General features: G+C 41.5%; 21 protein-coding genes. 13 read left to right on the top strand and 8 right to left on the bottom strand.

Annotated elements, in window-relative coordinates; translation table 11 throughout:
- The first annotated feature begins 23 nt into the window (after nucleotides 1-23).
- Nucleotides 24-608: an ATP-dependent Clp protease proteolytic subunit gene (locus LGO15_RS22190; RefSeq protein ID WP_264163811.1), complete on the top strand. Its 585-nt coding sequence runs from the start codon at nucleotides 24-26 to the stop codon at nucleotides 606-608.
- A gap of 204 nt (nucleotides 609-812) precedes the next feature.
- Here LGO15_RS22190 and LGO15_RS22185 read toward each other — a convergent pair whose 3' ends face one another.
- A complete protein-coding gene (locus tag LGO15_RS22185; protein WP_226086030.1) occupies nucleotides 813-1,802 on the bottom strand; it encodes an LCP family glycopolymer transferase in 990 nt (329 codons plus the stop codon).
- A 595-nt stretch (nucleotides 1,803-2,397) separates the two neighbouring features.
- Here LGO15_RS22185 and LGO15_RS22180 point away from each other — a divergent pair.
- The 8 genes from LGO15_RS22180 to LGO15_RS22145 all read left to right on the top strand — a co-directional run bounded on the left by LGO15_RS22180 (nucleotide 2,398) and on the right by LGO15_RS22145 (nucleotide 11,821).
- Nucleotides 2,398-3,771 (top strand): NYN domain-containing protein, encoded by a 1,374-nt coding sequence (locus LGO15_RS22180; protein ID WP_226086029.1) that lies wholly within the window; start codon nucleotides 2,398-2,400, stop codon nucleotides 3,769-3,771.
- Between the two features lie 14 nt (nucleotides 3,772-3,785).
- Nucleotides 3,786-5,732 carry a MotA/TolQ/ExbB proton channel family protein gene (locus LGO15_RS22175; RefSeq protein ID WP_226086028.1) on the top strand — a complete coding sequence of 649 codons (1,947 nt, stop codon included), beginning with the start codon at nucleotides 3,786-3,788 and terminating at the stop codon, nucleotides 5,730-5,732.
- A gap of 14 nt (nucleotides 5,733-5,746) precedes the next feature.
- A complete protein-coding gene (locus LGO15_RS22170) occupies nucleotides 5,747-6,478 on the top strand; it encodes an OmpA family protein (protein ID WP_226086027.1) in 732 nt (243 codons plus the stop codon).
- Nucleotides 6,479-6,536: 58 nt separating this feature from the next.
- Nucleotides 6,537-8,102: a hypothetical protein gene (locus LGO15_RS22165; protein WP_226086026.1), complete on the top strand. Its 1,566-nt coding sequence runs from the start codon at nucleotides 6,537-6,539 to the stop codon at nucleotides 8,100-8,102.
- Nucleotides 8,103-8,114: 12 nt separating this feature from the next.
- The gene (locus LGO15_RS22160; protein WP_226086025.1) at nucleotides 8,115-9,401 is read left to right on the top strand and encodes a hypothetical protein; all 1,287 of its coding nucleotides are present in this window, start codon (nucleotides 8,115-8,117) and stop codon (nucleotides 9,399-9,401) included.
- Between the two features lie 81 nt (nucleotides 9,402-9,482).
- Complete coding sequence (locus LGO15_RS22155) at nucleotides 9,483-10,277, top strand: hypothetical protein (protein ID WP_226086023.1); 795 nt, start codon at nucleotides 9,483-9,485, stop codon at nucleotides 10,275-10,277.
- A 195-nt stretch (nucleotides 10,278-10,472) separates the two neighbouring features.
- Nucleotides 10,473-10,919, top strand: coding sequence for a VanZ family protein (locus LGO15_RS22150; RefSeq protein ID WP_226086021.1), 447 nt, complete (start codon nucleotides 10,473-10,475; stop codon nucleotides 10,917-10,919).
- A gap of 200 nt (nucleotides 10,920-11,119) precedes the next feature.
- On the top strand, nucleotides 11,120-11,821 hold the full coding sequence (locus LGO15_RS22145) for an N-acetylmuramoyl-L-alanine amidase (protein ID WP_226086019.1): 702 nt from the start codon (nucleotides 11,120-11,122) through the stop codon (nucleotides 11,819-11,821).
- A gap of 71 nt (nucleotides 11,822-11,892) precedes the next feature.
- Here LGO15_RS22145 and LGO15_RS22140 read toward each other — a convergent pair whose 3' ends face one another.
- Both LGO15_RS22140 and LGO15_RS22135 read right to left on the bottom strand, forming a co-directional pair.
- Nucleotides 11,893-13,005: a cell wall-binding repeat-containing protein gene (locus LGO15_RS22140; protein WP_226086017.1), complete on the bottom strand. Its 1,113-nt coding sequence runs from the start codon at nucleotides 13,003-13,005 to the stop codon at nucleotides 11,893-11,895.
- A 402-nt stretch (nucleotides 13,006-13,407) separates the two neighbouring features.
- Nucleotides 13,408-14,076: a hypothetical protein gene (locus tag LGO15_RS22135; RefSeq protein WP_226086015.1), complete on the bottom strand. Its 669-nt coding sequence runs from the start codon at nucleotides 14,074-14,076 to the stop codon at nucleotides 13,408-13,410.
- A gap of 243 nt (nucleotides 14,077-14,319) precedes the next feature.
- Between LGO15_RS22135 and LGO15_RS22130 the strand changes: the two genes are divergently transcribed.
- Nucleotides 14,320-14,484 carry a hypothetical protein gene (locus tag LGO15_RS22130; RefSeq protein WP_226086012.1) on the top strand — a complete coding sequence of 55 codons (165 nt, stop codon included), beginning with the start codon at nucleotides 14,320-14,322 and terminating at the stop codon, nucleotides 14,482-14,484.
- Nucleotides 14,459-14,803, top strand: coding sequence for a hypothetical protein (locus LGO15_RS22125; protein ID WP_226086010.1), 345 nt, complete (start codon nucleotides 14,459-14,461; stop codon nucleotides 14,801-14,803). The genes LGO15_RS22130 and LGO15_RS22125 overlap by 26 nt, the downstream gene beginning before the upstream one ends.
- 46 nt (nucleotides 14,804-14,849) lie before the next feature.
- On the opposite strand, the gene LGO15_RS22120 is transcribed toward LGO15_RS22125, so the two are convergent.
- Genes LGO15_RS22120 through LGO15_RS22105 form a run of 4 tightly spaced genes read right to left on the bottom strand, consistent with a single transcriptional unit; the run spans nucleotide 14,850 to nucleotide 19,328 of the window.
- Nucleotides 14,850-16,376 (bottom strand): CehA/McbA family metallohydrolase, encoded by a 1,527-nt coding sequence (locus LGO15_RS22120; protein ID WP_226086008.1) that lies wholly within the window; start codon nucleotides 16,374-16,376, stop codon nucleotides 14,850-14,852.
- Nucleotides 16,373-17,668 (bottom strand): ABC transporter substrate-binding protein, encoded by a 1,296-nt coding sequence (locus LGO15_RS22115; RefSeq protein WP_167834305.1) that lies wholly within the window; start codon nucleotides 17,666-17,668, stop codon nucleotides 16,373-16,375. The genes LGO15_RS22120 and LGO15_RS22115 overlap by 4 nt, the downstream gene beginning before the upstream one ends.
- 12 nt (nucleotides 17,669-17,680) lie before the next feature.
- On the bottom strand, nucleotides 17,681-18,514 hold the full coding sequence (locus LGO15_RS22110; RefSeq protein ID WP_226086000.1) for a carbohydrate ABC transporter permease: 834 nt from the start codon (nucleotides 18,512-18,514) through the stop codon (nucleotides 17,681-17,683).
- Between the two features lie 22 nt (nucleotides 18,515-18,536).
- Nucleotides 18,537-19,328, bottom strand: coding sequence for a carbohydrate ABC transporter permease (locus LGO15_RS22105; RefSeq protein WP_226085999.1), 792 nt, complete (start codon nucleotides 19,326-19,328; stop codon nucleotides 18,537-18,539).
- Between the two features lie 691 nt (nucleotides 19,329-20,019).
- On the opposite strand from LGO15_RS22105, the gene LGO15_RS22100 reads away from it, so the two are divergent.
- Both LGO15_RS22100 and LGO15_RS22095 read left to right on the top strand, forming a co-directional pair.
- On the top strand, nucleotides 20,020-20,577 hold the full coding sequence (locus tag LGO15_RS22100; protein ID WP_318999805.1) for a transposase: 558 nt from the start codon (nucleotides 20,020-20,022) through the stop codon (nucleotides 20,575-20,577).
- Nucleotides 20,578-20,753: 176 nt separating this feature from the next.
- Nucleotides 20,754-21,023 carry an IDEAL domain-containing protein gene (locus LGO15_RS22095; RefSeq protein WP_226085989.1) on the top strand — a complete coding sequence of 90 codons (270 nt, stop codon included), beginning with the start codon at nucleotides 20,754-20,756 and terminating at the stop codon, nucleotides 21,021-21,023.
- 76 nt (nucleotides 21,024-21,099) lie between these two features.
- Here LGO15_RS22095 and LGO15_RS22090 read toward each other — a convergent pair whose 3' ends face one another.
- Complete coding sequence (locus LGO15_RS22090) at nucleotides 21,100-21,588, bottom strand: sigma-70 family RNA polymerase sigma factor (RefSeq protein ID WP_226085984.1); 489 nt, start codon at nucleotides 21,586-21,588, stop codon at nucleotides 21,100-21,102.
- Nucleotides 21,589-22,227: the final 639 nt, after the last annotated feature.

The raw sequence follows: 22,227 nt of genomic DNA, 5'->3' as shown, positions 1-22,227 counted from the left end.
ACTTATGCGGGAAGGGGTATTTGATGAGTAAAGCTGTGGTTAAGTTTACAGGGAGTATTCATGAACATTCAGTTTGGAAGCTGATAACTAATCTGGATATACTCGTTCATATGGGTGTGGAGCAGATTGATCTTATTATCAGTTCCACCGGAGGGAATACCAGGGCGGCTTTAAATGTTTTCAACCAGCTCCAAGCGCTACAACGCATGGTCAATATTACGGCCTACAATTCTAGTATATGTCATTCAGCGGCGTTTACCTTATTTTTAGGAGTGGATGACAGGAAATCAGCGAAAAACACTAGCTTTATGTTTCATCAGCTAATAACGACCTTTAATAATGCGGTAACAGAAAGTGAAATATTTGCCGAAGCCGAGAGCGCAAGACTTACGAACCAAAAGTATATAGAAATAATCACAGAGCGCACCGATATAAAAGATGTCGAGCAACACTATAAACAAACCTATTTCTTCGATGAAAATGAAGCAATAAAAAATAAAGTCATCAATGAAATAGTCGAACACCTGCCAGTTGACCATGAATACTCAATCACCATCCATGGATTCGAAAACGGCAATATTAATTACCATCAGATAGGGTTGGATTAAACGACTCAAGAAGTGCCTTCGTCGACAGGTGCCCCACAACGACAGGTGCCCCACAACGACAGGTGCCTCACAACGACAGGTGCCTGTCACCACCCGAATTTCATTTCGACAGGTGCCTGTCACCACCCGGAATTTGTCGAATAGAGTGTAAATAAAAGGAGGCGCCTTCCATCAAAGAGGAGGGCGCCTTTATGTTATATAATACTAGTTTGGGGTTGAAGCTGGAGTGCTTTCTGAGTGTTCTAAATGGGTTTTAAGCTTGTTTTGGACTGCTAGAATTTCTTCTTCTGAAAAAACTTGATAATAGATTTTATCGATGGTTGTTCCGGCTCCTTGGAGTTGTATTTGTTGAAGGTCTTTGCTGGCACTTCTATAATTCTTTTGGAAATCAGCCATTTCTCGTAAGGTCATATTCGTTTTAACGTTGTTGCTCAGGGCATCGAGTATTTCATCTAATTTGGTGATGGAGCTGAGGCTTCTTCCTTCGTTAATAACGCCCTGGATCACTTGTCTTTGTCTTTGCTGCCTGCCAAAGTCCCCATTTGGATCTTCTTTTCTCATCCTTACATATGCCAGGGCTTCTTCTCCATTCAGGTCGATTTTACCTTGGTTAAAATCATGGCCGCCTTCTGTAAATGTTAAGTCATTGGTAACCGTCACTCCACCTACTGCGTTGACGATATCTTTGAAGCCTTCCATGTTTACCTGAACATAGTAATCTATTGGGATATCCAGAAAATTCTCGACGGTTTCTACCGCCATTGTAGGTCCGCCAAATGCGTAAGCGTGATTAATCTTGTCTTCAAAGCCTTTACCAACAATCTGGGTTCTAGTATCCCGAGGGATGCTGACCATTTTAGTCGAGTTCAGTTCAGGGTTCACGGTCATGACGATCATCGTATCCGACCGCCCCTTATCACCTGGCCGCGCATCTACACCCAACAAGAGCACAGAAAATGGTTCTCGGGATTTATTTTGGGTCTCAACGCTTTCTTCGGCAGAAACTAATTCTGGCTTCTGCTTATCAGAATTCTTGCGGTCAATCGGCTCATGCATCGTTTCTACTGCTCTCGAAACATCGGTATAAATAGAAAATAAATATGCACAAGCACCGATTAGGAATACAAGTGCCAACACACCAGTCACACGTAGCCAGGTCCTCTTTTTCTTCCTGTTTCTATTCACCTTTGACATATCATGCCTCCTAGTTTTAAAACCTTAAAGAATTCGCAGTGTTCTTTTTAGGGAACGAACATATGGATGCTAATAACCCAAAAGAACTACCTTAGATGATTCCGCCCGCTATTAAAGATACTAATAGTCATCCGTCCAACCACCACTTCAAATTCTATATATTCTATAAATTCCTCAATCATACCTCATATAATCATTATTATTGGACAGGGCCTTTTTTACAGGTGCCTGTCACCACCCGAAATTTGTCGAAATTTGGAGTTAAGGGTTTTTGGTATGATTCTTATACCGTACTAGACTCTGTTTATGAGGATTTTGTTACAGTAAATGTAAAAATTTATCAAAACGATTAGGTTCCTTGGTTTGTGTATGTGGCAAGTGGTGATATTGGATATGAGCACTGTCAAAGAGAGAGGGAGTTCTTGTTTCGACGGGTGCCTGTAATTCGACGGGTGCCTGTCACCGCCCGAAATTTGTCGAATGAGTTTTTTAAATTTTTGGGGCTTTTTGTCGATATATTTGGTGAGGCTAAAGTTTCTGTAGTCGTAATGTCCTGGTTCATTAGGGAAATTCATCATAGAAAGGAGCTGGTTTTATGTCTTCATCGGATGGTTTGTTGTATGTTCTTCCTTTTTTAACGGATTTGGAGGAGGATAGGGTGTTCCCGGAATTTTTTAAGATGGTTGGGAATCACTATTTTATGTATAGGATTGCTGAGAGTGTTGGCGGCCATCCTTTTATTCCGTTTCCTTCTTATGCTGCGGCAGAGTTGGAAGAATTATCGTTAATCGATGAGGGATCTGTCTTTCCAAAGGAATCGAATGAATTCCTTCAGGTTTTTTCAGAAGCAATTTCACCCCTTGATTCCATTAAAAGAAAGGCACAATTAGTTTCTAGAGGGGAGAGCTCCTTCTCGAATAAACAGAATATTCATAGAACAATTGAGCAAATAAATCGATTTCTAATCAATGCAAATCGTTCAAAGATTGATAGAATTCCGGTTTTGTCGATTCCATTCAAGAAGGAATATTCTCTCACTCGGCTTCACGTCAGTAAAATGCTTAATAATCAAAAGTGGATCCGGCAGCTAATTAGTTTTTTCCAATACATCACCGAAAATAAGGTGAAGGGCTGTCCAGGTTTGAAAATAGATTCCTTCTTATTCAACGAAGAAGGAGAGATAGAGAAGTTTCTAATGTACAACATGCTTGAACGGTCAAAATCAAATGTATCGGAAATGGAAGTACTACAGCACAATCTAGGGGTATTTGCAGCTTTGATTGAAGACTTTTCGGGTGAGTTATACGGATCTGGCTACAGGGAAGACCAGCATAATTCGGACTTCAATCTATTGATGATCGCACTGAATAATAATGAATATGCATTTGATGATTTTATTGAGATTGAAGCTTTTTTGGAGAGTCAGGGAAAAAGAGGGAAATCACAGGAAAAGATTGCTGTATTTCTTGATACGGCCAATATTTTTACAGGTTTGCATACATATGATATTCATTTTAGCAGCCTATTGTCGAAGATTTTTGGGGAAAAGAAAAATATAACCGAGCAATATGCCGCCCTTTTTTACCCTGTATACGAAAGTGCTTCAAAAACTAGATATGAAAAGGCAAGAAGAGATGAATTCAAGGCTAGTCTTGAAGCACAGGGATTTCAAGTCCTAGTGGCTGCAAATGGCAGGGATAAGGCAAAAGTCATCGAAGGCGGTCGGGAGATAGATGTGGATGACCTTATGTTAATTGCCAAAATGAAGGAGCGGATGGATAAGTTCAAAAAGGTTCTTGTCCTGACAGGTGATAAGCACTTCCTTCCAATCATGAAGGTGTATGAAGAAAATGGTATTGAGGTTAATGTCGTCTCGATTCATGAGGATGACACTGCACAGGAAGTAAAAACTCATTTTAAGGATAGGCATCATCTCATTACTGATTATTGGGAAAGCATTTTGATATAACAGGGGGAAACATCGTGAGAAGCAAAGCTCAAGTACTGCCAAAATGGCAATATATTATTTTTCTGCCGCCAATTATTTATGTAGCAGCGGTTTATTTCGGATTAGTAAAAAGTCAGTCATTTATTGGAAATACAATTATTTTAGCTACGATTGGTTTGTTGGCATTTATCACTCATTACTCTATTAAGCAAAATAAACGTTTCTATATTTACTTGGAGAATTTGTTGGCAGCAATCAAACGAAATCCAGATTCATCGGCACTAGTTGAAAACATATTGGAAAAGTACCAGGCTGAAAGAAAAAATAGTGATCTGCAAATCAATATTCCGTCCTTCCTGGAATCTTATTTTGCTGATTTTGAACTGGAAAATAAGAATATAGTAAAATCCTTAAAGTTAATCCAAACATTTGCCTCCATTACAATTTTGATAGGCGTTTTGGGTACATTCATCGGTCTCGTTGTCTCTCTGGCCGGAATTGATGCTGGTTTGGCTGATAACTCAATTATGACAATCCTATCCGGAGTGAATACGGCATTTTACACTAGCATTGCAGGTATTGTTTATTCAATTACAATCAATTTGCATTCAAGAATTGTAAATTCAGAACAACTTCTTATCCAGTTAATGCTTAAAATTGAAAACATTATCCACCAGAGTGACCTTGAAAGTTCTGATATGAAGGTAATCCATGCAATGGTTGAAGTGAAACATGCGATCGAACGCATGGGTCAGTCATTCATTGATGTCGCTGACTTTTCGAAGAATTTCGAAAAGGCCACCCAGAATATGTATCAATTCAATGCTGACTTTAGCAAAAATACAACGGAATTAAGCCATCTATTTGGAGATATGCGTGAAGTAAGTATGTTGTTCAATGAGAGGTCGAAACAAATACATGATGATTTTGGGAAATTATTTGATTACTTCAACCAGCAGGAGGCAATCCAAACAGCGCTTGTTAATCAGGTACAACATTCGTCTGAAAAAGTGTCTGCTGTCTGGGAAACACAAGTACAGCAACAGAAAGAAATGAGTTTTGTCCTTAATAATATCGTCCAGGATTACCATGTCACAAAAGAGCAATTCGCAAATGTATTCAATTCAGCTGTTGAACGGGTCCACGATGCTTACGAGGAGATGGGCAAATTTTTTGATGGAAGCCTTGCACAGCAGCAGCTTCTTGTCGAAAGCCAGCAGCGAATTGAGGATAAGAATGCCGCTTACATTAAAGAGGTTGGATCGGCGACTAGCGTAATGAAACATATTCTTGAGAACAGTTCATTTGAAAATCTGGCAAGTGTTTCGGCGTCTTTCACTGAGAATACTGAGAAACTGCAGAAGTTTTTCCAAAAGCTTGGCTTTGAGATTGCCCAGCTTAAGGTCCAGAATGACTCGCAGACATCTATGTTCCAAAACCTTGCCACGCTTATGGATGAACAGTTATCGTCTCACCGTACCACTCAAGCAGAATTCAATGATTACTTAAAGGAAAGTTTTGCGCAAAATGTCCTGATTCAGCAATCATTCCATGAAGCGATAGCAAACTTTGAGAATTATAAGACAAATAATGAGCGTCTTACAGAGCTGGCTGCGCAGATGGAATATACATTTAAGAACAACTATGTTCAGCAGCAACAGCAGTCTGAATCATTGAAGGCTGCTCTGAATGATTATGTCATCAAGTCTTCGGATAGCATGAACAAGCTGTTCACGCTGCTTGAGGAGAGTCTTGACCATAGTTTCAAAGATACGTTGAAGCACTTCCAGCGTTATATTGGTACGACGAATGACATTATTGAAAGAAAGTTCAATGCGATGGATGCATCAAGATCAACGATGGAAGAAGTGGGTTATTTTACATTAAGCCAGCTTCAGGACTCAATCGCTTCACTTGATACGAATGTACAAAAATTGGCTTCAGATGTGAAAGACAAAAATCCAGAATTGATTGGGCAATAAGAAGGTGAAGATGGATGAATAACAAATATCGGCGCCTTCTGGATGGAACCAACTCTGACAATGACTTTTGGCCAACTTTTACCGATCTGCTCGCTACTATTTTGCTCGTGGTCATCCTTATTATGGTTACCACAACGATTCACAACGAGAATGTGACGAAGGCGATGCAGGATGAAATTGCTAAGGGAAAAACGGAACTAGAGGATCGGGTGAAAAAGATCGAGGAGCAAGAAGAGCAAATTGCGATGCTTACTGGAATCCGAAAGGATATTGTCAGTAAGTTTGAAGAAGAATTCAAGAAAACGAATCTGGACATCGAAATCGACAAGGAAACAGCTGCAATAAAATTTAATGCTGACCTTCTTTTCGAGACAGGTAAAGCTGAAGTCAGACCTGAATTCAAGGAGCAGTTAAAAACCTTTATCCCTATTTACTTCAATGTCCTTTATAAAGAAAATGAGGAGCATATTGCGGAGATAATTGTTGAAGGGCATACAGATGATGTCGGTTCCTATATGGATAACCTTGACTTATCGCAAAAGCGTGCGTACAACGTCGTCAGGTATATTTTAAGTGATGAATTCGGCGACTTTCCGTTCAAAGCTGAGGTAGTAAAGGATATTACCGCGAATGGACGATCAGAAAGTCAGCTCAAAAAGAAAGATGGAAATGTAGACAGGCAAAAATCCCGCCGAGTTGAATTCAAATTCAGACTCAGGAACTTTGCCACAGATGAAAGCATTTAATCGGGTGGTGACAGGCACCACCCGAATTTTGTCGAATACCAGGAGAGGAGGAAACTCTATGGATGGAGTTATTTTGGCTAATAGTCTTGTTTCTTTGAGGGGTACTGATCTGAGGATGGTTTATGCTTTATTGTGCAGGACTAATATTGTTGATCTTTTGTCGTCTAAGACGAGGGATGTTTTTTCAAAGGACAATGGGGATCATTTCACGAAGCATCTGGAAGCGGAAGTTAAGAAGCTGGAAAACATCGATGACCGGGTGATCCAGGTTGAGTTGTTTTTGGAGATTACAAGCTTGTTGAAGTTAAGAGGTATGAAATATACGCTGGAAAAGGAAATCGTCGATCAGTGCACGAATGTCGTTCGGGACGTTTATCAGCATTATAAAAAACAGGATAAACAGTTTCGTGCATTTTCGGAGAAACAAACTAACTCCACTATGCTTCAGCAGATGATCCAGTTTCAGATGAGCAAGGTGTTTAATGAGCTGGATGAAAGTTTCAATGATTTTTCCATTGAGGATCAAACAAAGTTCGCCGAGCAGGTGAATGACTATATTCATAGTTTGCCTGAAGAAAAGCAGCAGAAGATCAAGGAGAAGCTTGGTCTTAATGATTTGTCCGATGAAATGGTGCGGAAAACGATTGCGGCAAGCGGGACCAGCGTAGTTTTTGCAATCATTGTCGAGGTCAGCGGGTTTGCGTTTTATACTACAGCGACAACATTAGTGGCAAGCTTTGCGGGTTTGTTTGGCCTTACTTTGCCATTTGGCTTTTATACAGGACTTACTTCTACGGTTGCGGTACTGGCTAATCCATTGTTTATCATTCCTATGTTGTTAGGCGGGGGATACCTGCTGTACAACCATCAAAATAAATCCCTGAAAAGCAAACTTTTGCCGATCATCATCATGCAAATCTCCTTGCCATATATGAGCAATGGAGGGGAAAGTGTTTCTTTTCATCCATTTTTACAGGAGTGGGAAGGCCGATATGAGAATGATGTGGAGTTACGTGAGGAGTTAGAGAAAATCGCTCGAGAACAGGACTTTGTGAGAAAGCAAATCTCCGATTGCGAGAAACAGATTAAGGACTTGAATGCCAGGGTTATGTCCGAAGAGGGTGTGCTTGAGAGCGAGAAGCAAAGAATCAAGTCGGCCCTTAAATTTGCTGATTTAAGACAGTTAAAGGTGAGTGAGCCATTTTCGAAGCGGAGGCAGCTATACCTGAAAACGCTAGAGGACATATCCTATATCATGCGCAGCAAAAAAATAAGTAATTCTTCAACAGGATTCTTCCAGAGAATCGGGAATAGCTTATCCAATTTTTCATCTTCACTGGATATCAAGGGAAAGGAGAAGATTGCTGACTCTTATTTGGATTTAATGGTTGAGGATGTCCTGGATTCACAGAGTTCTTTTAAAGAGAATGAAAGAAATGCAGTGCTTTCAAGCCGGAGGATCCTTCAGGAGCTGCTCAGGAAAAAGGCTGATGAGGATATGCAAAAGGCAGAATTACAAGAAGAGTTAAGTCGATTGAACAGTGAGAACTCCCGTTTTTCAAAAAAGATCAAAACGCTTGAGAAAGAGAACTATGGCTTGGCTGATTTGTTCACTAAAATTTAGGAGAGTTTGAAAATGGCAATTTCAAATAAAGCTTTCTGGAGTTATTGGAATAACGGCCAGTATGAGGAAGCAATGAAATGTTCGATTGAAGAAGAAAAACCATCAGGGAACAGGCTGCAGACGATGCTCTTCGGACCGCCTGAACAATTGAAGCAGACGGGGGCAGTTACTGCGATCAGTGCTGGTGAATTCATCTATGATTATGTCATGATCAATCCTGCGGTTGTCCAGGGTCTTGATTTTGCCCGGACAGAGGACCTTTCTAGCCTATTTACCTTAAGCCAATTTGCTGGCACGATTAATACTGGTACTTTAACTGGGGATATGGCCCAGCTGCAGGGTTATGTCGCGGAACAAATGATTGCAGCGGAGCTCCAGGCAAAAGGCCATGATGTTGAATTTCCTGAAACCTCAAATAATCCTGGGTGGGACATCCTGGTTGATGGACAGCCATTCCAGGTCAAGAATCTGGCCGACCCCGCTGGAGTGAGGGAGCACCTTGAAAAATATCCGGACATCCCGGTTTATGTGAATGAAGATCTTGCCCCTTATTTTGAAGGGAACCCTTTAGTGTATGTGTCGAGCATATCGAGGGAGGAAGTGCTGGAGGCCACATCGGCAACGATTAGTCATGCGGACGGTCTGCTGGATTTTGAAATTCCCTGGATTGCAGCTGGGGTTAGTTCTATTTACAACATTAAGCGGGTTTGGAGTGATGATGTTTCAATCAACCAGGCAGTTTTTAACGTGGTAAGCGACACGACCTCCAGAGTGGTACTTGGAGCGCTTGGTCAGAAGGCGACTGTTGTTGTTGGTACGATGCTTTTTGGTCCGGCTGGGGGAGTCGTCGGTGCAATGGTAGGAGCATATGCGGGTGTGAGCCAGGCAGGCAGGTTATCAGCAGGTATAAAGCGGGCTTTTTCAAAAAAACAAGAAGTTGAGTTGAATGACGCAATGGTTGGGTTGATCAGCAGAGTCATTGAGCAGATTGATGAGAAGCTGATGATTAAAGAAAAGAAATTGGGAGACTTAATGAGGAATTTGCTAGGATCAGAGGCCAATAATGTCCTGGCTAATGAGTCACAGAACCGCTCTAAAGAAGAAAAGAAATACCTAATTAATAGAAAAGAAGAATTACGGGCAATATCCCATTCTATTGCCAAAGGGTCCGTGTTTGTGATTGAGGTATTGCCCAAAACGATGGCAATCATCGCAAAAACGGGCGTGCATCCAGTACATTACCAGGCGGAGATGAAGCTTGTGCAGCAGAAATCACGGGAGTTTGCCAGGAAGCTGTGAAGCTGTCTGTACTAAAATGCTATTGGGACAACTAGAAAAGGACTGAACTAAATGGTTAATATGGGGAAATTCAGGAGTTTAATGAGGAAGCCGAAAATCAAGCGGGCTATTCATCAATTATATTGTCACCAGACCTATCGGAAGCAAGACATTCTTCGTAAGGTCCATGGAGAACGGAATAAGGTTCCATCCTTCCCGAGTAGATATTCTTCAATCATCTTAACAGGACATGCTTTTAAAAGATGGAATGAGAGAGTAGGACCGAAAGTTGGTTTTGCAGAATTGGAGCGAATGTTAAATCATCTGCTTTTCATCCCGGAGAGGATTACGAGGAACTCTCCTAAACGAGGGATGATTGATTCCGATATTCTATTTGTTTACGAGCTTGTAGGAAACGAGATTCATATTGTCACATTTTTGGGAAGAGCGAGTGAGCAGCCTGGATTGCGGAACCTGCGTTCATTCCGCGAGTTGAAGTTCGAATATAATGAACGATTGAAGCTTGAATTACCTGAGGCAGCGTTAATAAGACAAAAGCTTCCATGCATTCCCGTTGAGTATATTCATTTTGAGGGAAGGACCACATCCTATTTCCTTGAAAGATATAAAGTGCAGATTGGAAATGAATCAAGCTCTCTCATTTATGTAAAAGAAGTGAAGAACTCGAGATTGATAGACATCATTGAAATTGATCCTGATAATCCTTATTCTAAGCTTCTGAACCGAAGTATTATGCATGTGCTTTATATAATGGGCTATGCTTCATTTGTTCAGCTTCACCTTGAATACCATAAACCTGAAGAAGTAAAGAACGTGGCAGAGAAATATGAAGAAAGGATGAGGGAAAGAGCTTTAAGGTTTTTGCAGGAAGTTTGAATAAATTGGAACGCCCAGCTGCCAGATAGTAGGTGCTGGTCTCTATTTTAAGAGAGAAATTCGACAGGTGCCCAATCCGACAGGTGCCTGTCACCACCCGAATTTTGTCGATGGATCCTTCGTAATGCTTTACTTCTTCATGATTATCCTCTCGCAGCAATGGATAGGCTGGTGGGTGAGAGGGTGATGTGGCTGATGTTTAACTATAAGCTGGTGTTCGGAGTGGACAAACTGATGCATTTTGCTGGTTTTGCAGGGGTTTCGGCTTGTATAGGTTTATTCATATTACTTATCGTGGACCATCAACGAGCCAGGCAGCATTTAAGTGTGGTGTGGATTACCCTGGTGACAATTGGAATCATTGAAGAGTATCGCCAGTATTTTGATCCTGGCAGAAGCACCGAGTTCCTTGATGCCATTGCAAATATAATAGGTGTGACAACAGGGATTGCCATCTCATTATGTTTATCATATATAATTGAACGCAGAAAAAAGGTTCTATCGATGGTATTCAGTCTTTATACTCTCGTCCTGATTCCATTGCTATTTGGCTTGCTATACCTGAATGAACGCCCTTTTTTGACAGTTGATGAACCTATCCTGGAGAAAATCCGGAACCTAGGAGCCCTGATCGGTTTTTAGCTGGTAGAAGCATCGGGACGCTGATGGGCCCTATGCTTCTTTTCATTTGAACAGAACACAATTAAATAGGATTACTATATCAACTTAAATTGGGGAATCCCTCCTTGATTTTCTTGCCAAAGAGGGTTTTTCAAAGAGAAACAGAATTATTAATATATTCATATTTTATTAGAGAGATCATTACAATCGGGGGATATTGGATGAAAAGAAGGTTGATGCTGGTGTTGTGGGTTCTGCCTTTAGTTCTGCTGATGGCTGGGGGATGCTCTGCTGAGATTGAGGAACAGGTTGTCGCGAGTGCTGAGGAAAAGAACCCTAAGCAAGTCCAAAATGAGGTGCGGATTCCGGTGATTAAGGATTTTATGCCACGGCTCAATTTCGTGCCAAGCAGTGATGTGAAAACTCATGTTGTGCTTCACTTTTCAAGCAATGCGGTCGCGAACCCAGAGAATCCGTACGTGTATGAAGAAATAAGGCAAACTTTCATAGATTACGAGGTTTCTCCGCATTACATGATTGATCGAAATGGGGAAATTTACTATTTGCTGCCGGAATCAAGGGCAGCGCGCCATGCAGGAAAAGGGGATTTGCTAGCATTTCCTGAGTATAAAGACCATTTGAACAGATACTCAATTGGTATTGAACTGATGGCAATTGGTACGCAAGAAGAGATGGCACCAATGATGTCAGCTCAGCACTATAAGAGCATTCCTCAGGAATATATTGGCTACACAGAAGCGCAGTATGATGCACTTAACCGATTGCTAAATGACATCACAGCCAGGAACAAAAATATTAATAAGGACAGGAAACACATCATAGGCCACGACGAATATTCACCAGAACGAAAAACAGACCCAGGAAGTTTATTTGACTGGTCGAAGATTGTATCTGTCAATTGATTGGTGCCTGTCACCACCCGAATTTTGTCGAAAAAAACACCGACTGAATCTGATTCAGTCGGTGTCGTATTTTAATAGTTTTCAATATCCCAGTAGAATTCAAGGGTGATTCCGTCGTTGTATACGGAAACCAATTCGTTATGTGCTTGCCCGTGGTCAGATGCTTCGATCAGAAGTGCTTCCATTTCCTCTTCATTTACTGGTATGCCAAGGGCATATGCAAGGTCAACGAGGAATTCCGGGAAAAATACATCACCCATTACCACTCCAGCTTCTGCGTATGCGAGAGGCTCGGTATTCCTGAAGAAGTACGCAATATCGTTTGTATCTTCGTATTCTACTTTAAAATCCTTTTTAATACTATCATTGTAATACTTGATGATTTGTCCGATTGTACTTTTTAAATCCGTATTGAAAAAACCTGTTTCTTCGATTGCTGCTCCGTCTGCGCCAAGAGTAATTCCGTTGATTGTTGTGCTGGCTGCCATTACCCCATTGTCATATAAGTAATACAGCTTGCCATTATCATCAATCCAACCTGTCCACATGAAACCATCAACTTCGTCAAGATAGTACCATTTTCCGCCAGATGAAACCCAGCCGGTTTTCATTGTGCCATTGGTATTCATATAATACCAGTCTGATCCTGACTGTACCCATCCAGTTTTCATCGTTCCATTCGTGTCGAAGAAATACCATTTACCGGAAACTTTGGCCCAGGATGTCTGCATGGCGCCGTTTGGCTTTAAATAGTACCAATTACTGCCTGACTGGAGCCATCCAGTTCTCATTGCACCAGAAGACTCGAGATAGTACCATGTGTTTGAAACCTTTTTCCAGCCGGTAGCCATCGCGCCGTCTGTGTTCAGGTAATACCATTTGCTGCCTGACTGAAGCCATCCAGTTTTCATTGCACCGTTAGAGTCAAGAAAATACCATTTCGAGCCTTCCTTCACCCATCCGGTTTTCATGACACCATAAGAGTTAAAATAGTACCATTTACCTCCGATAGACTTCCAACCAGTTACCTTGACGCCACTTGAAGTGTAGTAGTACCAGTTCCCATTTACCTGCTTCCATCCATATGAAGCCGCATGAGTTGTAGTTGATAATTCAGCTAGCGGAAGTTGCAAAAATAGACTCAAGCCCATCACTAACGACAATGAAATTAAAAACTTCTTCAACAATTTATCCCCCTAGTAATTTGGTTGAATTGGAAATTAAATTCCTAGAAAAATATAACACTATTTTTATTGTTAATAAATGATTCTTTAGTCATATAATGTCAGTCATCAAAGTCAGTATTGGGTGCCTGTCGACAGGTGCCTGTCACCACCCGAATTTTGTCGAACATAATAATTGCCGGCCAGGTTGTTGTCTGGTCGGCATGCGTTAGTCATCTGCTTGTTATATAGGCTCTCCGTTCGGCGTATTTTGAACAGTGGATACATATCTTTATTGTGTTTCCATGATCATTCTTGTATTTTCGGAGAGTGCTAGTTTTTCTCTTGCATATTTCACATTTCTTTGTAAAGAGGGAAAAAAAAGACACGATGTCATCTCCTTATTGTAAACATTACTAGAGCTTATTGTTTGTATTTTGAGTTTTCAGGATAGTAGGTTTTTATGTGGTACATTAGGGTTCCATCGGGCTGGAGTGTATAGCCGATATCCTCTGCCTTGAAGATGCTAATTAGTCTGTCTTGCTCTAATTGCCTGCTAACGTTCAGATCATTAATATGCTGATCAAGCTCTCCGTTGTAACCACTATTTGTCTTAGCTAGTATTTCTAGATATGTGATAATAAAAAGCTTTTTCTCCATGGTCTCTAAAAATGCCTGCTGATGTGTGTTAAATGCTGAGGGTGCTTTCAGTTTTTCAGACTCGATCAGAAGCATATTCAGTGCGGCCTTATCTTTTTGTAAAGAGACTAAGCCCCAGGGGGAATTCTGTGATAACTGAGTCAAATAGCCATTTAAGATATAATCACTTTTTTCAGTGTAATCCTTATGTGCTTGCAGGTAATTGAACATTCTATCATGCTTGTTAACTATGTAATCGTTATACAATTTATTAGGAATGGTGGAGAACATCAATAAAAAAAGGAGGATTCCGGCAACACTATAAGTCCACCATGGTCTCTTATTCCTCTGTTTTTTTCCTGAGTGATAAATACTGTCTGCACCAAAATCATAACCAGTACGATTCCACTCTTGCATTTCCTTCCTAAAATGCTTCTGCACAGGAGTAACCATGTCAAACCTCCTACTATTCTGGATATATTTTCAAATTATTACTTCCATATTAATCCAAAATTAGAAGTTGTTCAACAAAAATCTTTCGGGCGGTGACAGGCACCGCCCGAAATTTGTCGAATTATATCTCTTAGTATTTTCTGAGGTTAGTCCGAAATTATTTATAATTTATAGGTATTAAGTACTAGTTTGGTAGTATTGTGTGATGGTGTCTAATTTGTTTTTAGGGGGATAATAAATAGTATGATTCCAGCAACGATGAGTGAGTTAGAGCGAGTGAAGGAAGAGTGTAAGTCAATGGTGAATAAACGGGCGACTGCTTCTGCGGCTGCTGCAGTTGTTCCGGTACCAGGTCTTGATGTTGGTGCGGGATGTGACCATCATGATGGAGCTTCTCCCTGCGATTAACAGAAAGTTTGGGTTATCTCCCGAGCAGATTGATCAATTGGATGCTGCTAGCAAGGCGCAAATACTTGTTATTATTTCCTCTTTAGGCAGTAAGTTAGTAGGAAAACTCATAACGAAAGAAGTAGTTGCTATTTTGTTAAAAAAGATTAGCACGAGGGTGGCAGTAAAGTCAGTTACAAAGTTCATCCCTTTCGTGGGACAAGCTGTATCGGCGGGAATTAGCTTTGGAGCTATGAAGTATCTTGGTAACTCCCACATTGATGAATGCTACGAAGTTTGCAAACGCGTCATTCAGAAGCAGCAAACCGAATCCGCATAAACTATATATTGAACGAATAGGCTCCTTCATTCGAAGGAGCCTTATCTTATGTGGAAATTCGGGTGGTGACAGGCACCGCCCGAATTTTGTCGATTAGTTCGCCCCAGGTTTGGAGGGTTGTTTTCTTTTCTCCGCAGTAAACTGGGTTTGTGATGGCGAGTAGTTGTCCGTTATTTCCACGGATTTCGAGCCGGAGCCAGTTTGGTTCTGTTTTTTTCCACTGGAATGTTTCGGTGGTTGTGCCGCGGCTCGGATTTAATAAGACTTTTTTGTATTCATTGCCGTTTAGGATCCAGTGTAGGGAAGCTCCTGTCTCGATGTTTTCGTAGTTTACTTGATAATCAAATTCCACGGTATCTCCGCTGACATTTGCTCCGATCTCGCTGCCCGGCTTGTATGATGAGCTGTCCATGTACACCTGACAATCCAACACTGGTCCCCTTGTAACATAAACATTGCCATTCTTCACTCCATCTAAAATGGTCAGAGCGGACAGCCCGTCTGCAAATACATATGTCGCCGGATCGCCTATCACAGAAGGAGGACCATTCTTTTCATAGCTTTCATCCGGTCTCAAGTGCGAATCAGAGCCCCCGATTCCATAAATCCGATGGCCGTCATTCCAGAGGATGTCCCAAAGCTGCAATGCCTCCTCAGTCGCGGCAGGGTTATCTTTATAAGTCGGGTCATTCCAGATTTCAATTACATCAACGAGGGAGAGGGGAGTGGTTCTGAACTGCCATTCCCAAGGCTGGAGCATAGGGTGGTTAATACTGACAAGTGCTCCGGCGGACCTTACCTCGCCAATGACCCGGTTCATGCCTTCCTCAGTTTCCATGCCGCCATCCGTGCACGTTGGCCGCCAGTCAACCCATTGCTTTAGGCCGAGCGCATTGAAATGCCCTTTGGAAGAAGTGATTTCAATTCCGGGAATGGTGAGCATGTCATCGTTTATCCATTTTGTCGGGATGATGTTATGGTCGGTTACCGCGAAGTAATCAAGCCCCATCTTTTTTGCCTGATCCATGCCTTCCCTCGGACTCATTTTTCCATCTGATTCATTTGTATGGGTGTGGAAATCGCCTTTATACCATCGGCTGGAAGTTTTGAGGACCTTTGCATCGTTGAAGGTGTTCAACTCTAGCGCAATAGAGCTCTTAGCAGCCAAAGTCTTTACGTTACCAGTCCATGATTCAAACTTGTCCGCCTCACCATCACCCGCCGCAGCATCCAGCCCGCACTCAAAAGTGAATTTGTATTCTGGATTTGCTTTGTATGTAGCTGCCAATATCTCCAGCTTCCATTCTCCTTGTAAAATCAGCCCGGGTACTGACGAATAGCTCGTCTCATCATGGTTCACGGATAGGATGATTTCCTTCGGTTCATTGATATAAAGGGATTGAATCCTAAGCTTGTCGGCTGGGTCCCAGACGAAAATGGAATACCAGCCTTTTTTTGAAAAAGAAACCTTCAGCTTCAGCCATTTGAATTCACCGTCTAAATAGAAAGAGGTAGAAGAAAACGGCGCATCAACTACGCCGCTTCCCACTCCTATAAAGGAAGTTTTCATCATTTACCTCTTGTAACCTTATCCAGTTCTCGCTGTGCTTCTTTTTTCGCTTCTTTCAATGCTTCTGCTGCAGATTTTCCTTCAATTTCAACTTTATCCGCTGCTTTTTCCAGAGCATCGTAGATTTTTCCGCCCGTAGGATCTACGAAAGGAGGGGTGGCAATTTCAGCTTGCTGAAGCGGCACGCTGATTTGTGGATTTGTTTCAGCAAATTCCTTGTATGCTGCCACTTCCTTAGCTGATTTTCGAACCGGGATGTAGCCTGTGTTAATAGACCATTCTGCCGTTTTTTCAGCGCTCGAGAAGAACTTCAGCCATTTGAAGGCTGCTTCCTGCTCAGCTTCTGTTGCCATAGCAGGGATTGATGCGACCATCGCGCCTGCATGCGGGGCTGCATCGTGGCTTTCCCAGCCTGGTTGTGGATGTGCAGCAACAAGACTGAAGTCAAGGTCACCCTGGTCACCGCTTGAACCTGTGTAACCTGCGGCATTGCCTTGCATAACGTCATCAATTGTTTTGTACCAGTATTCCCAACCTTGGCCGCCATGGTGGATTGCCATGGTCTTGTCTTCATGGATTGCTTTTCGGAAAAATTCCCATGTTTCAATCCATTCAGGGGAATCGATCATTACTTCTTTTCCGTCTTCGCTTAGATATTTAGCGCCTTTGCTTAACGCAGCATCAATCAGGTTATCTGGGCCATACATCGGTTCCCAGCCGTAAATATTTTCTTTTTCCTTGATTGTCTTCGCGATCTCGGCAACAGATTCCCAAGTTTTTAAAGAGTCAGGAGAAATGCCATGTTTTTCAAATATGTCTTTGCGATAATACATCACTTGTGTAGTGCCATACATAGGGATTGCATATTGCTTACCGTCAATAGTTCCCTGTCCGAAGAATGCGTCAACAAAATCATCTTTGTTAAAATCAGAATCCTTATCAATGAAGGAATCCATCGGTGCCAATACCCCTTTTTGGGCAAAAGCATGCATAGGATCATTTTGTAAAAGCACCGCACCTGGTACTTTTTTTGCAGCTACGGCAGCCTGGAATTTTTGGACTGTTTCATCATACTCGCCCTGAGCAACTCCAATGACTTTAATTTCATCCTGGCTTTCGTTGAACTCTTTGATTGCTTGTTCAACACCCTCTCCAAGTTTACCGCCGAGCCCGTACCAAAATTCTATTTCAACTTTCCCGTCTGCTGATGTTGACGCCGTATCGCTGGAGCAGCCTGCGAGCAGGGAAAACGCCATTGCAAAAATCGTTAAGATGATCAATAAATTTTTCTTCATATATATTCTCCTTTATCCTTTTAATCCTTGATCGCTAATACCTGATATGAACCATTTTTGCGCGAAGGCAAATAAAATCAATAGTGGAATGACCGCGAAAGAACTCGCCGCCATGATGAGTGGCCATTGTATTCCATAAGCGCCTTCCTGTATGAAAAATTGCCTTAGTCCAGTCGTGACAAGTTGCTTTTCTTCGCTGTTTAAAATTAGGGTAGGCCATAGGTAGCTATTGTAGTTTTGTACAAAACTAATCAAGGTGAATGTTAAAAAAGTCGGCTTCGAAAGCGGATAAACCACTTTCCATAAAATTCGCCAATGATTTGCGCCATCCATTGTTGCCGCCTCGACAAGTTCTCTTGGAATCTGCATGAAAGCCTGCCTGAACAGGAAGATTCCGAGAACGCTGGCTGCATTCGATAAGATCAAACCTGTATGCGTATCAAGCAGGTTGAAATTTGCCAGGATCACGTAGCTCGGGACATATGTTGCTGCAGCGGGGAGCATGTATGTCAGCAGAACGATTCCAAATAGCAGATTTTTACCACGGAATTTGAAATGTGTGAACGCATAGGCAATAAGTGCGGAGTTCACAACCTGAATGGCAACGATAGCAACAGCGGTGAATGTGCTATTGAATATGTATTGTCCAAACGGTGCCAGCTGCCAGGCCTCAGTAAAATGGTGCCACATTGGAGAGTCCGGCCACATCGTCGGCGGGAAATGGAATATCTCATCCTTTGTTTTCAGTGCACTGACAACCATCCAGAGGAATGGAAAAACCATTACAAAGCTGAATAGCAACAAGAATAGGTGTTTAATAGTTTTTTTTAAAAAAAGCTTCGCCATCACTTGTGATCCATTCCTTTCCTCATTGATAGTGAACCCATTTGCGCGACAGAATGAACTGGAGCAGAGATAATGATGCAGTCAAAATGACCAGAACGGTAGCGACTGCTGTAGCCTGTCCCATGTTGAACTGTTCGAAGGCTGACTGATAGTACATATACAGAATGGTTCTTGTGCTTCCCGCTGGTCCGCCCTGGGTCAGTACCTGGATCTGGTCATACGCTTGAAGAGCATCAACAGCGGTGATGATGACCAGGAATAGGGTAGTGGGGGAGATTAACGGCAAAGTGATATACAGGAATCTCTGCATGGAGGATGCACCATCAAGTGATGCAGCTTCATACAAGGATTGTGGAACTTTTTTTAAAGCGTTCAGGTAAAAAATCATGCACCAGCCGAGTCCCTTCCAAATGGTGACGATGATGACAGCAGGCATCGCCCAAGTAGTGCTGCTTGTCCACTCCAAAGCTGGCAGGTTGAAGGATGTCAGCAGCCAGTTTGCCAATCCCACTTGAGGCTCGTAAATCCACGACCAGACGATCGACACGGCAACAGCAGGAGTCACCCAAGGCGAGAAAATCAACGTCCGGTAAAAACCCATGCCCTTTTGCTTCCTCACCAGCAAAAGAGCCAGCAGAAGCCCGCCAAACACAGAAGGAACCACCACACCAACACTAAAATACAACGTATTCCAGAGCACCCCATAAAATAGCGGATCCCCAAACAAATCAAAATAATTCCCCAACCCAACAAAACTATAATCAGAACTCATATAATCCCAATCCGTAAAACTTATGTACAACGAATAAAACATCGGATAAACCCAGAAAACCCCCAGCGGGATTAGAGCAGGCAAGAGAAAAATCAAGGTGCCTGTCACCGCCCGAAATTTGTCGAATCCTATTTTGAATGAGTTTTCAGTTGTTGAGGTACGATTTTGGGTGCCTGTCACCACCCGAAATTTGTCGAATAATTCCATGTGAGTTTTTCACCGCCTTTGTTGGGTGGGGTTGGATCCACCCTTAATTTATCTATGATTCTTTTCATTCACTAATTGAACGTTCAAAAATTGAACGCAAAACAATGGTACCAACTTTCGCTATTTTTGTAAACTATAAACCTAGAAAATTTAGAAAATATTGTTGGATGCTGAAATTTGAGAAAAATGATTGGAAGAAAAATGAGACCTCACCACTTTAAGTGAGTCCTTATCTTTAAAGGATTCAGTTTTAAAAGGCTTCAATCCGAGCGGATTAATATTTTGTGGCGGCATTTTGGGTGGTGAAGGGCACCGCCCGAAATTTGTCGGTTGATTGGGGAGGAGTGGATTAATTTGTGGCGAATATTATGGGGGCGGGGGTTTTTTCTTCCCTGGGTTTTTCAGGTGCTATTTTTGCACTTATAATAAAATTTGAATGGAGTGATTATGTTGTTGTCAGTTTTTTTAATGGAGCTTGATTGTATTATGTGTTCTGCTCGGGGAGGTGACTGAGGTGGGCCGAAAATTGAAAACATGGTCTCCGGAGTATTTTTATCACGTTGTCAGCCGTGGCAATCGGCGTGAACCTCTATTTCTATCCTCAGATGACTTCGAAGCATTTCTCTACATTCTCCTGCAAACTTACGAAAAATTCCCTTTCGAAATAACTTCCTATTGCTTGATGACAAACCATTACCATATTCAAATTCGGACAGAGGCATTCTCTATTTCGAAGGTGATGTCGATCGTGAATAAGCGGTATGCAAACTACTTTAATAACAAGTACAAACAATCTGGGCATGTTTTTGAAAAGAGGTACTTTGACCAGGTAATTTTAGGTCCAATTGGCATGTATGAAGTCAGCCGTTATATCCATATGAATCCGGTAAGGGCGCATATTGTAGAGCGGCCAGAGGATTATCCTTGGAGCAGCTATAGGTTTTATTTAAATCCAAAGCTAGATGCCCCGGTATATTTAAAGGTAGAGGTCCTGATAAATTCGGTAATTGATAGTTTTAAAGGAAGTTACAAAAAAGTATCGGCAGCTGACTTCCCACTTTCCGGAATCATACAGAAGAGTTGAGGTGCCTGTCACCACCCGAAATCTGTCGAATTTTCTAGAGGAGTGAACTGGCTTTTGTGCTGGTTTGCTCTTTTTATGTTGGTGGGTAATTTAGTGAAATAGGTGATGACGTGTTAGTTTTTATGGATTTTGGGTAAATAGTAACTAACAATTAAACCCACAGAAAGTAGGGATTGATGATGAATAACGATAAGAATTCCAACCATTTTAAGCAAGAGCTGGACTTGAATGTGTATATGGATGCTATGACGGATACGGATAATACTCAGTTAATTTTAAAGCGGGAAAAAACGCGCTATACGGACGGTGCCAATAAGGTTATTCAAAAAGTTCAAAACGAATTCCTTGAGAAAAAGAGGGTTGAAGAAATTGATATGGCCCTTGCCAACAAAGACAAGGAAAGATTCATGAAGTTAACCTCAGCCAATTGGAAGGATGCATTGTAAAGTGGTAAAATGGACGCAATCAAAAACATGAAAGCCTGAAGCCCAAGAATATGGTTTCAGGCTTTTTTGTTCTTTGCTAGTCTATGATTTCAATATTGTGTTGAAGTTTTTGCTTTGCTCCTTTTCGCCATTGTTTGACTGCAGATAAGGAGACGTTTTCCTTTTCAGATATTTCCCTGATTGATAGAAAATCGATGCAGGTGTAAAGCACCCATTTTGTCTCTTTTTCGGTCAGCCCCTTGCAGTAACTGAGAAGGAACTCTTCCTCTAATGGAGTTTCAGAATTGTAGTCCTCCACAGTTTCCCAATATTCGTCCCTGGGGTAGATGCTTCTCTCCTCATATCTGTTGTTCCTATTCATTTCCTGCAAAATTCTGCCCCTAATATATGAATAGGCGTAATTTTTGAATTCCCCTTTTGTTAAGTCATAGGATAAACTAGCTTCCCATAGGCTGATCAAACCAATGTGTACGAAATCTTCTCTCCTTTTAAAAATATGAAGGGAGTGGATGATTTTATGGATCATCGGTTCGTATTGTCTTGCTAACTGGTCGAAGTTTTCCATTGCGAATCCTTTCGGGACGCGCGCGTTCAATGTATTCCCGGGTAGCTTAAACATACTGTTAGCAGATAGATTGAGCGAATCTTAAAAATTGAATTTTGGAAGGTGAAAATGCCATTTTTATATGGTTTTAGGCTCGAAAATTGAATTTTGAGGCAGTGAATTTGTTATTCATCTGCAAAGATATAAAGATTGGAATGTAATTGTGAAAGTTTTAAGGCGAATGTCGAAAAAATTTTTTAGCTGGTTTTCATGTGGTGTAGGTCATAATAATTAGTTTAATAATATATGAAAAGGATGTTTCTTTTATAAAAACGCCCACAATTGGAAAAAGAAGTTATACATTATAGTAGAAAAGTGAATTTAATTCAATATTGTGTTGTTATTAGCGATTGAGCAGAAATAATATTATCAGAAAATACAGATTTACTTTTATTTATAGACCAGACATAATATACCTTAAGGGGTTATTTGGGATTCAAGGATAATTCCGGTAGGCAAAGTCAAGAGGAGGTGAAAAATTGAGTGGAAAAAAGAAAAGCCCCGGGAATTAACAGTCTGCCCGACCATTCCCGAGGACTTGCCGTTGGGTATACCAACTATGTTAGTATACTCTAATTGTTGAATAAATCAATATAGAGA

It is taken from the genome of Mesobacillus sp. S13 (assembly GCF_020422885.1).
Lineage (GTDB): Bacteria > Bacillota > Bacilli > Bacillales > Cytobacillaceae > Mesobacillus > Mesobacillus selenatarsenatis_A.
This window is presented reverse-complemented; position numbering and strand designations above follow the sequence as displayed.

Coding starts and splice junctions, on each gene's coding strand:
- LGO15_RS22160 (WP_226086025.1), top strand. CDS start 8,115: ATGGCAATTTCAAATAAAGCTTTCTGGAGTTATTGGAATAACGGCCAG.
- LGO15_RS22090 (WP_226085984.1), bottom strand. CDS start 21,588: ATGGAAAACTTCGACCAGTTAGCAAGACAATACGAACCGATGATCCAT.
- LGO15_RS22115 (WP_167834305.1), bottom strand. CDS start 17,668: ATGAAGAAAAATTTATTGATCATCTTAACGATTTTTGCAATGGCGTTT.
- LGO15_RS22125 (WP_226086010.1), top strand. CDS start 14,459: ATGATGGAGCTTCTCCCTGCGATTAACAGAAAGTTTGGGTTATCTCCC.
- LGO15_RS22120 (WP_226086008.1), bottom strand. CDS start 16,376: ATGATGAAAACTTCCTTTATAGGAGTGGGAAGCGGCGTAGTTGATGCG.
- LGO15_RS22155 (WP_226086023.1), top strand. CDS start 9,483: ATGAGGAAGCCGAAAATCAAGCGGGCTATTCATCAATTATATTGTCAC.
- LGO15_RS22150 (WP_226086021.1), top strand. CDS start 10,473: ATGTTTAACTATAAGCTGGTGTTCGGAGTGGACAAACTGATGCATTTT.
- LGO15_RS22190 (WP_264163811.1), top strand. CDS start 24: ATGAGTAAAGCTGTGGTTAAGTTTACAGGGAGTATTCATGAACATTCA.
- LGO15_RS22185 (WP_226086030.1), bottom strand. CDS start 1,802: ATGTCAAAGGTGAATAGAAACAGGAAGAAAAAGAGGACCTGGCTACGT.
- LGO15_RS22110 (WP_226086000.1), bottom strand. CDS start 18,514: ATGGCGAAGCTTTTTTTAAAAAAAACTATTAAACACCTATTCTTGTTG.
- LGO15_RS22130 (WP_226086012.1), top strand. CDS start 14,320: ATGATTCCAGCAACGATGAGTGAGTTAGAGCGAGTGAAGGAAGAGTGT.
- LGO15_RS22105 (WP_226085999.1), bottom strand. CDS start 19,328: ATGTTTTATTCGTTGTACATAAGTTTTACGGATTGGGATTATATGAGT.
- LGO15_RS22170 (WP_226086027.1), top strand. CDS start 5,747: ATGAATAACAAATATCGGCGCCTTCTGGATGGAACCAACTCTGACAAT.
- LGO15_RS22180 (WP_226086029.1), top strand. CDS start 2,398: ATGTCTTCATCGGATGGTTTGTTGTATGTTCTTCCTTTTTTAACGGAT.
- LGO15_RS22145 (WP_226086019.1), top strand. CDS start 11,120: ATGAAAAGAAGGTTGATGCTGGTGTTGTGGGTTCTGCCTTTAGTTCTG.
- LGO15_RS22165 (WP_226086026.1), top strand. CDS start 6,537: ATGGATGGAGTTATTTTGGCTAATAGTCTTGTTTCTTTGAGGGGTACT.
- LGO15_RS22135 (WP_226086015.1), bottom strand. CDS start 14,076: ATGGTTACTCCTGTGCAGAAGCATTTTAGGAAGGAAATGCAAGAGTGG.
- LGO15_RS22095 (WP_226085989.1), top strand. CDS start 20,754: ATGATGAATAACGATAAGAATTCCAACCATTTTAAGCAAGAGCTGGAC.